The organism is Profundibacter amoris (genome assembly GCF_003544895.1).
GTDB classification, from domain to species: Bacteria; Pseudomonadota; Alphaproteobacteria; order Rhodobacterales; family Rhodobacteraceae; genus Profundibacter; species Profundibacter amoris.
On record NZ_CP032125.1, the window covers coordinates 2,883,010 to 2,896,182 of the forward strand.

Here is a 13,173-nt window from a genome sequence, read left to right on the forward strand (position 1 = left end):
GAACCAAACATGGCCATTCTCATCGACGAAAACACCAAGGTAATCTGTCAGGGCTTCACCGGCTCGCAAGGCACCTTCCATTCTGAACAAGCCATCGCCTATGGCACCAAAATGGTCGGCGGCGTGACACCGGGCAAGGGCGGACAGACCCACCTTGACCTGCCGGTATTCAACTCGGTTCACGAGGCCAAGGCCGTGACCGAGGCCAACGCCACCGTGATCTATGTCCCGCCCCCCTTTGCCGCCGACGGCATTCTGGAAGCAATCGACGCGGAAATGGAACTGATCGTTTGTATCACCGAAGGCATCCCCGTGCTGGACATGATGAAAGTCAAACGCGCGCTGGACGGGTCCAAATCCACCCTGATCGGGCCGAACTGCCCTGGCGTGATCACACCGGACGCCTGCAAAATCGGCATCATGCCCGGCCACATCCACAAACGCGGCTCCTGCGGCGTGGTTTCGCGTTCCGGCACGCTGACCTACGAGGCCGTGAAGCAAACCACCGATATGGGTCTGGGCCAGTCCACTGCTGTGGGCATCGGTGGCGACCCGATCAAGGGGACCGAACATATCGACGTGCTGGAAATGTTTCTGGCCGATGACGAAACCCAGAGCATCATCATGATCGGCGAAATCGGCGGCTCGGCCGAAGAAGAAGCGGCGCAGTTTCTGGCCGACGAGAAAAAGAAAGGCCGCTGGAAGCCCGTTGCCGGTTTCATCGCCGGCCGCACCGCCCCTCCGGGCCGCCGCATGGGCCACGCGGGCGCGATTGTCGCCGGCGGCAAAGGCGGCGCCGAAGACAAGATCGAAGCCATGCGTTCCGCCGGAATCGTGGTGGCCGACAGCCCCGCCGGACTGGGCGAAGCTGTGCTGAAGGCGATTGGGTAAAAAAGCTAACGATGCTTAGGAGAAAAAGAGATGGAAAACATACCAATACTCAGCGGTTTGATTGAAACACTTAATTGGCTGACCATCACCACCCCATTCATTGCTGGCTTTGCGGCATACAATTGGGGAAGTGATTCAGGCAACGGGAAAGCCGTTCCTGCATTTGTCGGGCTGTTAAGTTTCCTAGGTCTCGTTGCAGTTTGGTATGTTCTCTTTCAATGGACTCAATTTCCACTGTGGATGAGGTGGTTCAATTGACACCCGATAAACCATCATCGGACATTTCTTCATCGTTGCATCTATTTGATACCAAAATTTCTGATTGCGCCCCTGTGAATACAACCAACCCTAACGAGGTCCCATCATGACCGACCAACCGACCACCGAAGAATTCCACTCCTCCTCGTTCCTGCAAGGGCACAATGCCCAGTATATCGAGCAGCTTTATGCGCAATATGCCAATGATCCGAACGCGGTCGATGCGGCGTGGCAGGCGTTTTTCAGGGAGCTGGGCGACGATGACATGGCCGTCAAGGCCGAGGCCGCCGGCCCCTCGTGGGCGCGCGCGGACTGGCCGCCGGTCCCGAATGACGATCTGACCCATGCACTGGATGGCCAATGGCCCGCCGAAGACGTCAAACCCGCCGAGGTGGCCGCGAAAATCCTTAGCAAGGCCGAGGAAAAGGGCGTTCAGGTTTCCGATGACCAGATCAAGCGCGCCGTGCTGGATAGTATCCGCGCCCTGATGATCATCCGCGCCTACCGCATCCGTGGCCATCTGGCCGCCGATCTGGATCCGCTGGGGCTGGCCGGTCGCGAACCCCACCCCGAGCTGGAACCGGAATCCTACGGTTTCACCGAATCCGACATGGACCGCCCCATCTTCATCGACAATGTGCTGGGCCTGCAAATGGCTTCGATGCGCCAGATTGTCGAAATTCTGAAGCGCACCTATTGCGGCACCTTTGCTCTGCAATACATGCATATTTCCAACGCCGAACAGGCCGGCTGGCTGAAGGAACGGATCGAGGGCTACGGCAAGGAAATCCAGTTCACCCGCGAGGGGCGCAAGGCGATCCTGAACAAGCTGGTCGAGGCAGAAGGCTTCGAGAAATTCCTGCATGTGAAATACATGGGCACCAAACGCTTCGGTCTGGATGGCGGTGAAAGCCTGATCCCCGCGATGGAGCAGATCATCAAACGCGGCGGCGATCTGGGCGCCAAGGAAATTGTCATCGGTATGCCCCACCGTGGCCGCCTGTCAGTGCTGGTGAATGTGCTGGGCAAACCCTACCGCGCCGTGTTCAACGAATTTCAGGGCGGCAGTTTCAAGCCCGAAGATGTGGATGGTTCGGGCGATGTGAAATATCATCTGGGCGCCTCCAGCGACCGTTCGTTCGGGGGCGAATCCGTGCACCTGTCACTGACCGCCAACCCCAGCCACCTGGAGGCTGTGAACCCCGTGGTTCTGGGCAAATCCCGCGCCAAGCAGGACCAGAAGTTCGACAAGGAACGGGCCTCGGTGATCCCGCTGCTGCTGCATGGTGATGCGGCCTTTGCGGGCCAGGGCGTGATTTCGGAATGTTTCGGCATGTCGGGTCTGGTGGGGCATCGCACAGGCGGCACCATTCACATCGTGGTCAACAACCAGATCGGTTTTACCGCCGCCCCGCATTTTTCCCGCTCGTCTCCTTACCCGACCGACATCGCGCTAATGGTCGAAGCGCCGATTTTCCATGTGAACGGCGACGATCCCGAGGCCGTTGTTCATGCCGCCAAAGTCGCCACCGAGTTCCGCCAGAAATTCCACAAGGACGTGGTGATCGACATCTTCTGCTATCGCCGCTTTGGTCACAACGAGGGGGACGAACCGATGTTCACCAATCCCCTGATGTACAAAAAGATCAAAACCCAGAAAACCACGCTTCAGCTTTATACCGACCGTCTGATCCGCGACGGGCTAATCCCCGAAGGCGAGATCGAGGAAATGAAAACCGCGTTTCAGGCCCACCTGAACGAGGAATTCGAGGCCGGCAAGGACTATAAACCGAACAAGGCTGACTGGCTGGATGGCCGCTGGAAGCATCTGTCCAGACATGACGACGATTACCAGCGCGGCCAAACCGCCATCCCCGAGGAAACCTATACCCAGGTGGGTGCGGCGCTGACCCATATTCCCGACGGCTATCCGGTACATAAAACGGTCGCCCGTATGCTGGACGCCAAGAAGAAAATGATTGATGCAGGCAAAGGCATTGATTGGGCCACCGGCGAAGCCCTCGCGTTTGGCTCGCTGCTAACCGAAGGGTTCCCCGTCCGTCTGGTAGGTCAGGATTCGACCCGCGGCACATTCAGCCACCGCCATTCGGCCCTGATCAATCAGGACAACGAGGATCGCTATTACCCGCTGAACAACATCCGGAGCGGGCAGGCCCATTTCGAGGCGATCGATTCCATGCTGTCGGAATATGCGGTGCTGGGGTTCGAATACGGCTATTCACTGGCCGAACCAAACGCCCTGACCCTGTGGGAAGCGCAGTTCGGCGATTTCGCCAACGGCGCGCAGATCATGTTCGATCAGTTCATATCCTCGGGCGAACGCAAATGGCTGCGCATGTCGGGCCTTGTCTGCCTGCTGCCGCATGGTTTCGAAGGGCAAGGGCCGGAACACTCCTCGGCCCGTCTGGAACGCTATCTGCAAATGAGCGCCGAGGACAACTGGGTGGTTGCCAACTGCACCACACCGGCCAACTATTTCCACATCCTGCGCCGCCAGATGCACCGCACCTATCGCAAACCGCTGATCCTGATGACACCCAAATCCCTGTTGCGCCACAAACGTGCCGTATCGGACAAGGCCGAGTTTATCACCGGATCCTCCTTCCACCGCATCCTGTGGGATGATGCACAAAAGGGCACATCCGATACCAAACTGGTGGCAGACAGCAAAATCAAACGTGTGGTGATGTGTTCGGGCAAGGTATACTATGACCTGCTGGAAGAGCGTGAAAAACGCGGGATCAACGACATCTACCTGCTGCGGGTCGAACAATTCTACCCCGTTCCCGCCATGTCCATGTCCAAGGAACTGGGCCGCTTCAAAAACGCCGATGTGGTCTGGTGTCAGGAGGAACCCAAAAACCAGGGCGCCTGGACCTTTATGGAACCCAATATCGAATGGGTCCTTGGCCGCATCAAAGCCAAATCCAAACGCCCGGCCTACGCTGGCCGTCCGGCCTCGGCATCGCCGGCAACCGGCCTTGGCAAAACCCACAAAGCACAACAAGCAGCGTTGATTGACGATGCGCTGACGATCAAAGGATAAATCCATGACCATCGAAATCCGCGTCCCCACCCTTGGCGAATCCGTGACCGAAGCCACCGTCGCCACATGGTTCAAGAAACCCGGCGATGCCGTCGCCGTTGACGAAATGCTGTGCGAGCTGGAAACCGACAAGGTGACCGTCGAAGTGCCCTCGCCTGCCGCTGGCGTGATGGCCGAAATCGTCGCCCCCGAAGGGGCAACCGTCGGCGTTGACGCCCTGCTCGCCACCCTGACCGAAGGCGAAGGCGCCAAACCCGCTCCGGCGGCTGCGGCCCCTGCGCCTGCGGCAACACCAGCAGAACCCGCCAGCACCGTTGACGTGATGGTGCCCACACTGGGTGAATCCGTGACCGAGGCCACCGTCGCCACATGGTTCAAACAGGTCGGCGATACCGTGGCGCAGGATGAAATGCTGTGCGAACTGGAAACCGACAAGGTCTCAGTCGAGGTTCCGGCCCCCGCCGCCGGCACCCTGACCGAAATCCTCGCGCCTGATGGCGCAACCGTGCAGGCCGGCGGCAAGCTCGCCGTGATCGCGTCCGGCGCAGGCGCAACCGCACCCGCCAGCGCCCCCGCACCTGCCGCAGCCCCCGCACCAACAACCACCGGCAAGGATGTTGAAAACGCCCCCTCGGCCAACAAACTGATGGCCGAAAAGGGCCTGACACCCGATCAGGTCACCGGCACCGGCAAGGATGGCCGCATCATGAAAGAAGACGTGCTGAACGCCGCCGCCAAACCGGCCCCCGCCCCTGCGGCCGCCCCCGCCGCCACCCCGCGCGCGCCGGTCCCGGCCGATGATGCCAGCCGCGAGGAACGGGTGAAAATGACCCGCCTGCGCCAGACCATCGCGCGCCGTTTGAAGGAATCCCAGAACACCGCCGCCATGCTGACCACCTATAACGAGGTCGACATGGGTGCGGTGATGGACATCCGCAAGGAATACAAAGAGCTGTTCCAGAAAAAGCACGGTGTCAAACTGGGCTTTATGTCCTTCTTCACCAAGGCCTGTGTGCACGCGCTGAAAGAAGTGCCCGATGTGAACGCCGAAATCGACGGCACCGATGTGGTCTACAAAAACTATGTCCACATGGGCGTGGCTGTCGGCACACCGACCGGCCTTGTGGTGCCGGTGGTGCGCAATGCCGACCAGATGTCCTTCGCCGAGATTGAAAAGAAAATCGCCGAACTGGGGCAAAAGGCCGTGGCGGGCAAACTGTCGATGGCGGAAATGCAGGGGGGCAGTTTCACCATCTCGAACGGTGGCGTTTACGGCTCGCTGATGTCCTCGCCCATCCTGAACCCGCCGCAATCGGGAATTCTGGGCATGCACAAAATCCAGGACCGCCCAATGGCGATCAACGGCGAAGTCGTGATCCGCCCGATGATGTATCTGGCGCTAAGCTATGACCACCGGGTCGTGGATGGCAAAGGGGCCGTGACGTTCTTGGTGCGGGTGAAAGAAGCACTTGAGGATCCGCGCCGGTTGTTGATGGATTTGTAGTAGAAACTGAGGTTTTATAATGGCATTTTTAGCTTTTTGCTTTCTTATGGGTCTAATTGCCAAGACCTCGTGGGATTTCATATCTAATGACAAGGAGCGTCGTAAGCTAATAGAAGAGTATCGCTTAAAACCACTGTCTCACCTATTCTTGCTAGTTTGGATGGTTTTTTCTGTAATGTTCTTTATCGGAATTTTTGTGCCGGTATTTGGAGAACTAGAAATAACCGATAGTGGCTGGCAGGTCTGGAAAGTAGGAATCATCGGCACTTTTGGGTGTTGGGTTTTTACTTGGTTTGTTGACATAGATAAAATTGATCAAGCACCATGACCCCAGAACTCACCATCCTCACCTACGCCGCCCTGCTTCAAGCCGTGCAACTCGCCCTCGCCATCCTGTTTGGCGACGCCCAGACCGGCATCAAATACGGCGCTAGCGCCCGCGACACCCCGAAACCCCTGACCGGATTGGCAGGCCGCGTTGATCGCGCCCTGAACAACCACTACGCAGCACTCGCCCTGTTCACCATCGCCGTCATCGTCGTCACCTTGGGCAACCAATCCACCCCGCTCACCATCACTTGCGCCTGGACCTACCTGATCGCCCGCATCCTCTATGTCCCCGCCTATCTCAGCGGCATCCCCTACCTGCGCTCGCTGATCTGGAGTGTGGGCATCGGTGCCACCGTCATCATGCTGATCATGGCCCTGATCTGATGCATCTTTGTTCCACAAATATCCCGGGGGTGAATTGGCGGCACGCCAAGAGGGGGCAGCGCCCCCTTCCCGCCGCCGTAAACTTTGCCATACGCAAACCAGACACGAACCATACGCAAACCAGACCCTGTTTTTCCCCAAGGAGACTCCCAAATGCCATCCTATGACGTGATCATCATCGGCGGCGGCCCCGGCGGCTATGTCTGTGCCATCCGCTGCGCCCAACTGGGCCTGAAAACCGCCTGTGTCGAGGGGCGCGAAACCCTTGGCGGCACCTGCCTGAACGTGGGCTGCATCCCCTCCAAGGCCCTGCTGCACGCCTCCCACATGCTGCACGAGGCCGAGCATAATTTTGTCAAGATGGGCCTGAAGGGCAAATCACCCTCGGTGGACTGGCCCCAGATGCAATCCTACAAGGATGACGTGATTGGCCAGAACACCAAAGGCATCGAATTCCTGTTCAAAAAGAACAAGGTCGACTGGATCAAGGGCTGGGCCAGCATTCCGGCAGCGGGCAAGGTTCAGGTCGGCGACGAGGTCTATGACGCCAAGAACATTATCATCGCCACCGGCTCCGAAGCCTCATCATTGCCCGGTGTCGAAGTGGACGAAAAAATTGTCGTCACCTCGACCGGCGCATTGTCGCTGCCCAAGGTGCCAAAGAAAATGGTCGTCATCGGCGCCGGTGTGATCGGCCTTGAAATGGGCTCGGTCTATGCCCGTCTGGGGGCCGAGGTGACGGTGGTCGAATTCCTTGACCACATCACCCCCGGTATGGATGCCGAAATCTCCAAGGCCTTTGCCAGAAGCCTGAAAAAACAGGGGCTTAAATTTGTTCTGGGGGCGGCGGTGCAATCGGTGTCCACCACCAAAACCAAGGCCAAAGTCACCTACAAACTGCGCAAGAACGACAAAGAGGCCACGCTGGACGCCGACGTGGTTCTGGTCGCCACGGGGCGCAAACCCTTCACCGACGGGCTGGGCCTCGAGGCACTGGGCGTTGAAACCTCGCCCCGCGGCCAGATCAAAACCGACCCCCAATGGGCCACCAATGTCGCCGGTATCTATGCCATTGGCGATGCGATCGACGGTCCGATGCTGGCCCACAAGGCCGAGGACGAAGGCATGGCAGTGGCCGAGGTTCTGGCAGGCAAGGCGGGGCATGTGAACTACGGCGTGATCCCCGGCGTGGTCTACACCAACCCCGAGGTCGCCACCGTTGGCCAGACCGAAGAACAACTGAAAGAGGCCCGCCGCGCCTACAAGGTCGGCAAGTTTTCCTTCATGGGCAACGGCCGCGCCAAGGCGATGTTCGCCGGCGAGGGCTTTGTGAAAATTCTGGCCGATCAGGCGACCGACCGGATTCTGGGCGCGCATATCCTTGGCCCCAACGCCGGCGAGATGATCCACGAGATTTGCGTGGCGATGGAATTCGGCGCCTCGGCACAGGACATCGCCCTGACCTGCCACGCCCATCCCACCTGCTCGGAAGCGGTGCGCGAAGCTGCACTAGCCTGCGGGGACGGGGCTATCCACGCCTGACACCGGTCCCTCCGCCCATTCACGGGCGGGGGGACTATGCGTCGCGATACCGCAGCCGGTTGGCTTGGCAAAGTCAGGCACAAAACATACCCTAGCGAAAGAATCGGAATTACCGGATAGCGAGACCAGACATGCAACCACCCCTGCTGAAACAACATGGCGGCAAACGCGAACGCGCATGGCAGGGGCATCCGTTTTTCAGCGGCGGGTTCAGGCCGTTTTTCCTGTTTGCATCGCTGTTCGGCATCTTTGCCATTGCCCTGTGGCTGCTGGAGCTTATGGGATATGATGCAATCAACACCCGTCTGGCGCCTGTTGAGTGGCACAAACACGAAATGCTGTTCGGTTATACCTCGGCGGTGATTGCCGGATTCCTGTTTACCGCAGTGCCCAACTGGACCGGTCGTTTGCCGGTGGTCGGGTATCGCCTGATGGCAATCTTTGCCCTGTGGCTGGCAGGGCGTGCGGCGATGTTGCTGGGTGAATCTGTTCCTTATGCTGTGACCGCCACCATAGAGGCCGCTTTCCTGCCGGTTCTGGGGGCGGTGATTGCCCGCGAGATTATTTCGGGGCAGAACTGGCGCAATATCAAGGTGCTGGTGCCTGTGCTGGGGCTGGGGCTGACGAACATCTGGTTTCACATTGACGTTGCCACCGGGGGCACGGGGGCGGCTCCGGTCCGTATGGGGTTCACCGCCATCCTGATCCTGCTGATGCTGATTGGCGGGCGGATCGTTCCCAGTTTTACACGCAACTGGCTGGCAAGGCAGGAGCCGGGCAAAATGCCGGTGCCGTTCAACCGGTTTGATGCCGGCGTCATAGCCGGTTCAGCCGTGGCGCTGCTTCTTTGGGTCGTCCTTGAGCAACCGTTTCTTGGCCCTCTGTTTGCCATTCTCGGAATCCTGCACATCGTGCGGCTGTGGCGTTGGGCAGGCCTGCGAACACTGTCCAATCCGCTGCTGCTGGTGCTGCATATTTTCTATGCCTTCATCCCGACCGGATTTCTGACGCTGGCCGTCGGGATGTGGTTTGACCTGCCGCAGGTCAATGTGGCGGCCCTGCATGTGTTCGGCATCGGTGCGGTGGGCGGTATGACCATCGCGGTGATGGTGCGGGCCAGTCTGGGGCATACCGGACGGACGCTGGCCTCAAGCGGCATCCTGAACCTTGCCATGGCAATGGTCGGTATCAGCATGGCCCTGCGGGTCACCGGTGCGATCTGGCCCGAATATGACTGGGCTATCACCGGCTCGGCACTGGCATGGATCGTGGCGTTTGGCCTGTTCGCCTTCAAGGTTGGCCCGTGGCTGTTGGTGCCCCGCGCCAAACGCGGCTAACCCACCAACAGCTTTAGCCCCTGCGTCACATCGGTGCGCACCGCCAACCGCAGGCTGGGTTCGTCCCCTGCCCGCAGCGCTGCGATGATCAGGCGGTGGTTGTGCGGTGGCTCGGTCCGGCGCAGGCGGCCGTACAGGGCGCACATGGTCGGCCCAAGTTGCAGCCACACGGTTTCGGTCATGGCCAGCATTGCCGGCGCCTGTGCCCGCAGATACAGCGTGCGGTGAAATTCCAGATTTGTGCGGATATAGGCCGAGGCATCCTGTTTGGCGATCGCTTCGGCAATGGTGGCATTGATCGCCTGCAGCCGGTCAATCAGCGCGATATGCGCCCGTGGCAGCGCACGGCTGGACAGTTCGGGTTCCAGCAGGGCGCGCAGGGCAGCCAGCTCCTCGATCCGCTCGTTGGTCAGTTCCGGCGTGGTGACGCGGCCTGAACTGGACAGGGTCAGCGCCCCTTCGGCCGCCAGCCGCCGGATTGCCTCGCGCGCGGGAGTCATCGACACGCCGAATTCCTTACCCAACCCGCGCAGGGTAAGGGCCGTGCCCGGCGCCAGCTCGCCATGCATGATTCTGGTGCGCATCTGGCGGTAAACCTGATCATGCGACGGAGCGGTGGTTTCGGGGGGGCGTTGCTGGCTTAACATGGGCGCATGTGATCACAAAACCGCACAGCGGGTCAATCCGTGAAACGGTAACGATGCAATTGCGATCCGTTCTGACGCAACCATGCACGCGGTTTCTTGAAATCGGGGTGAATACTGGCCACCACCTGCCAGTAATCCGGCGAATGGTTCATTTCCAGCAGATGCGACACCTCGTGCGCGGCAACGTAATCCAGCACCTCGGGCGGGGCCATGATCAGACGCCAGGAATACATCAGGTTGCCTTCACTGGAACAAGACCCCCAGCGCGACCGCGTATCGCGGATTGTCAGCCGCCCGTAGGTGGTGCCCAGCGCCGCCGCATATTTGTCCGACGCTTCGCGCAGGCGGGTTCGGGCCGTCAGTTTCAGGAAGGCGACAATACGCGGCGCCACGCGGTCAGGGTTATCGGGCACGGTGATCTGCCCGTCCACATATTTGGCCACCCGCCCCCTGCCCGCGACAATATCCACCTCGCGCCCCTCAAACAAAACCTGCCCGCCAATCACCGGCCGCGCGGCATCGGGACGTTTGGACAAGGCCTGCCGGATCCAGCCCTCTTTTTCTTGCGCGAACATCCGTGCCTCGCGCAAGGGGGTACGCAGCGGCAGGCTCATCGTCACCCGCCCGTCCAGTTGCGACACCCGCAGCGACAACCGCCGCGACCGGCGCGAACGGCGCAGGGTGACGGTGACCAATGGCGGGCCTGTCAGTTCGATCTGTTCCATTTGCCTGTCCACGAAATGCCTGTTGCTTGATCCTAGCGCGCAAAGGCATCTGATTCACCCTTAAAACACCCAAAAGCGCAAAAGCCTTTGACAGCCCCGTCTTGTTGTGGCAGTTGGCCCCAACTCACGACAAAAGTGCAATGTTTGAAAGGGAATCACATGCCCAAGGAAGAATGGGGCGTCAAGCGCGTCTGTCCGGAAACCGGCAAGCGGTTTTATGACCTGAACAAGGACCCGGTGGTCAGCCCTTACACAGGCGAAGTTGTCGACATTGATGCCGGCAGCAAAACCCGCACCATGGTTGCCGACAAAGAAGACGCCAGCGCCAAACCCAAAGAAGATGTGGTTGTCGATCCGGACGCAATCGTTCTGGATGATGACGACACAGCCGATGTTGATCTGGGCGACGACGTTCTGGACGACGAAGAAGACGACGATACAATTCCGCTGGAAGAGATCGCGGATGTGGCCGTCAACGACGACGACACATAATTTATCTCGCGGGGATTTTTTCGCTTGAACTGATCCCCGCAGACGCCTAAACAGCGTCTCACGGTGATACCCGATATGGGGCCTTAGCTCAGCTGGGAGAGCGCCTCGCTGGCAGCGAGGAGGTCAGGAGTTCGATCCTCCTAGGCTCCACCAAACCTAACCTGCATCTATAACCCATCCGTGATCAACGGGGTATTTCTATGGCATCCCCGACTGTCAGCACGTTTGGCGATTCCATAACATCCGTATTGGCATTGTAGATTTTGCGATACCGCAATGAATCGCCATAAAATGCAGCCGCATAGGTAGCCAGCGTATCCCCCTGCTCGACACGGATAAACCGCTTGCCGTTTCTTTCAGTCAGCCTGTCCCAATAGGCCTGTATTGCGGGATCGCGTTGTGGTTCTTCTTTTGGTGTTGCTGCCGCTCTTTCCGTTGGTTGTTCCGGTTTCGGGGTATTGCCTGATACCGCCTCATTGCCCAGATTATTCACGTAAGCCAGATAATCGGCATCCGCGCTTGCGGTAATACTGGCGCGGGCATCGTAAACACCTTGGAACAGCTGGCTGGTATTCAGTTCGCCTGCTTCATTAAACACAATGAACGGTAGCTGGCCGATGTAATTCTCGCGCAGGTCCATAGCAAAAAACGCGGCGGTTTGTTCCAGGTCCAGCTTGGCTTTGGTCCCGGCATCAATCAGTTTTTCAATAGCCTTTCGCAGATTAGCGGTTGAGGTTGCCGCCAGTTCTTCGCCGGTTGTTCCTGTCAGATTGTCGGCTTTAGCCATATCTACCAGTGCTGCACGCGCCTTTTCGGAATAAAACCGCAAGCGGCGCAGCGTCGAAGGCCGGACAGAAGCAACATCAAACGCAGATTGCTGCCCGATAAAAATACCGGCTGTCTGTTGGGCATGGACCGTGACGGGAAAAGCGGTTGCAAGTATTGTGAAACCGAGAACCACAGCCTTCATATTCTTACTTATGCAAAACCCAGTCTGGATCATATCCTACTCCGGCATTTGAATACTAAACCCGTAACGAACCCAGTCTTTCATGCCCCCACGATAATACATCAGTTTTTCAGGATCATATCCGCCATCAACAAGGTTCCTGATTGCCCTTGGGGATTGCCCGCAATCCGCACCATTGCAAAATAAAAGCAGATATTTTGCATCTGAAAAATCCCAGCCTTCACCTGTTTTCTTGCCGCCCAGTTGCGTCATCAGGGGTTCGTAAAACGGGTTGGTCGGCGTATCGGCAAACATGTTAAACGGCAAATTGATTGCACCGGGGATTGTTCCGGCCTTGAACCAGTTCCCGACACGGGTATCGACAAGATAGCCATCACCGGTCAGCACATAGTCTTCGATAAATGTCACAAGCCCCACTTCGCCAACCGGGATAACCCCATCATACTGGATCATTGGCTGCAAGCAATGTGGCGGACAGGCCCGTGGTGCCTTGGGGGGGTAGACTTTGGCGATATATTCCGAGTTGTCGTTGCCCCGTTTGATCAAATACGATTTTCCGCGCACCTCGAATGACAGTTCGGGAAGGTCTTCTGTTATCCAGACCTCGTCCGCGAGCACAGCATTCGGCCAGATCGCCATAAAAACGAAATGAAACAAAACCACCAATCGCATTTTTCAGGCCCCTTATAATCTGGGTCTCACTGGATGAGGTGTAATTTCTTTACACCTAAATGAACCCTGCCACACACAACCATAGAAATAGTCAACGCCCCTATTATGGCCATCCGAAATGGGGCGAAACGAAATCCTAAATATGGCATAATTATGATACGAGGTCGAAACCGACTGAATTTGCTTGCTATTTTAATTGCATGCAAATGAAATAGGATTTACTTTTTACACAACCTGAAGCGCAGACATCATATTGTAATTATTGTAATATCCTTACAAACCACATAGCAATTCGCGTACATTCCCCAGCCACTATAATAGAGAATAAATAATTCATTACACAGGGAACTGTTT

General features: G+C 58.0%; 13 protein-coding genes and 1 tRNA gene. 10 read left to right on the top strand and 4 right to left on the bottom strand.

The features are described 5' to 3' along the window. Positions 1-9: 9 nt before the first annotated feature. From sucD to BAR1_RS14465, 8 genes are all read left to right on the top strand, one after another. A complete protein-coding gene (gene sucD / locus BAR1_RS14430) occupies positions 10-891 on the top strand; it encodes a succinate--CoA ligase subunit alpha (protein WP_118943673.1) in 882 nt (293 codons plus the stop codon). Between the two features lie 30 nt (positions 892-921). Beyond that, the gene (locus tag BAR1_RS14435; RefSeq protein WP_118943674.1) at positions 922-1,149 is read left to right on the top strand and encodes a hypothetical protein; all 228 of its coding nucleotides are present in this window, start codon (positions 922-924) and stop codon (positions 1,147-1,149) included. A gap of 106 nt (positions 1,150-1,255) precedes the next feature. Beyond that, positions 1,256-4,216 (top strand): 2-oxoglutarate dehydrogenase E1 component, encoded by a 2,961-nt coding sequence (locus BAR1_RS14440; RefSeq protein WP_118943675.1) that lies wholly within the window; start codon positions 1,256-1,258, stop codon positions 4,214-4,216. A 4-nt stretch (positions 4,217-4,220) separates the two neighbouring features. After that, positions 4,221-5,720 (top strand): 2-oxoglutarate dehydrogenase complex dihydrolipoyllysine-residue succinyltransferase, encoded by a 1,500-nt coding sequence (gene odhB, locus BAR1_RS14445; RefSeq protein ID WP_118943676.1) that lies wholly within the window; start codon positions 4,221-4,223, stop codon positions 5,718-5,720. Between the two features lie 19 nt (positions 5,721-5,739). Beyond that, positions 5,740-6,048, top strand: a complete 309-nt coding sequence (locus BAR1_RS14450; protein WP_118943677.1) for a hypothetical protein — start codon at positions 5,740-5,742, stop codon at positions 6,046-6,048. Beyond that, a complete protein-coding gene (locus tag BAR1_RS14455; protein WP_118943678.1) occupies positions 6,045-6,434 on the top strand; it encodes an MAPEG family protein in 390 nt (129 codons plus the stop codon). Before BAR1_RS14450 ends, BAR1_RS14455 begins: the two co-directional genes overlap by 4 nt. 153 nt (positions 6,435-6,587) lie before the next feature. Next, positions 6,588-7,976 carry a dihydrolipoyl dehydrogenase gene (lpdA, locus tag BAR1_RS14460; RefSeq protein WP_118943679.1) on the top strand — a complete coding sequence of 463 codons (1,389 nt, stop codon included), beginning with the start codon at positions 6,588-6,590 and terminating at the stop codon, positions 7,974-7,976. A 131-nt stretch (positions 7,977-8,107) separates the two neighbouring features. Beyond that, positions 8,108-9,313 (top strand): NnrS family protein, encoded by a 1,206-nt coding sequence (locus BAR1_RS14465; protein WP_118943680.1) that lies wholly within the window; start codon positions 8,108-8,110, stop codon positions 9,311-9,313. Here BAR1_RS14465 and BAR1_RS14470 read toward each other — a convergent pair. Together BAR1_RS14470 and BAR1_RS14475 are read right to left on the bottom strand one after the other, a co-directional pair. Continuing rightward, on the bottom strand, positions 9,310-9,960 hold the full coding sequence (locus BAR1_RS14470) for a GntR family transcriptional regulator (protein WP_118943681.1): 651 nt from the start codon (positions 9,958-9,960) through the stop codon (positions 9,310-9,312). The two genes, BAR1_RS14465 and BAR1_RS14470, sit on opposite strands and share 4 nt — an antisense overlap. A 32-nt stretch (positions 9,961-9,992) precedes the next feature. Then, on the bottom strand, positions 9,993-10,685 hold the full coding sequence (locus BAR1_RS14475) for a M48 family metallopeptidase (RefSeq protein WP_118943682.1): 693 nt from the start codon (positions 10,683-10,685) through the stop codon (positions 9,993-9,995). Between the two features lie 159 nt (positions 10,686-10,844). On the opposite strand from BAR1_RS14475, the gene BAR1_RS14480 reads away from it, so the two are divergent. Continuing rightward, on the top strand, positions 10,845-11,177 hold the full coding sequence (locus tag BAR1_RS14480) for a TIGR02300 family protein (protein ID WP_118943683.1): 333 nt from the start codon (positions 10,845-10,847) through the stop codon (positions 11,175-11,177). Positions 11,178-11,254: 77 nt separating this feature from the next. Further along, a tRNA-Ala gene (locus BAR1_RS14485) sits at positions 11,255-11,330 on the top strand. Between the two features lie 31 nt (positions 11,331-11,361). Here the strand turns inward: BAR1_RS14485 and BAR1_RS14490 are convergent. Both BAR1_RS14490 and BAR1_RS14495 read right to left on the bottom strand, forming a co-directional pair. Continuing rightward, positions 11,362-12,180 carry a LysM peptidoglycan-binding domain-containing protein gene (locus tag BAR1_RS14490; RefSeq protein WP_162891807.1) on the bottom strand — a complete coding sequence of 273 codons (819 nt, stop codon included), beginning with the start codon at positions 12,178-12,180 and terminating at the stop codon, positions 11,362-11,364. A 3-nt stretch (positions 12,181-12,183) separates the two neighbouring features. Continuing rightward, positions 12,184-12,819 (bottom strand): rhodanese-like domain-containing protein, encoded by a 636-nt coding sequence (locus BAR1_RS14495; RefSeq protein WP_118943685.1) that lies wholly within the window; start codon positions 12,817-12,819, stop codon positions 12,184-12,186. Positions 12,820-13,173: the final 354 nt, after the last annotated feature.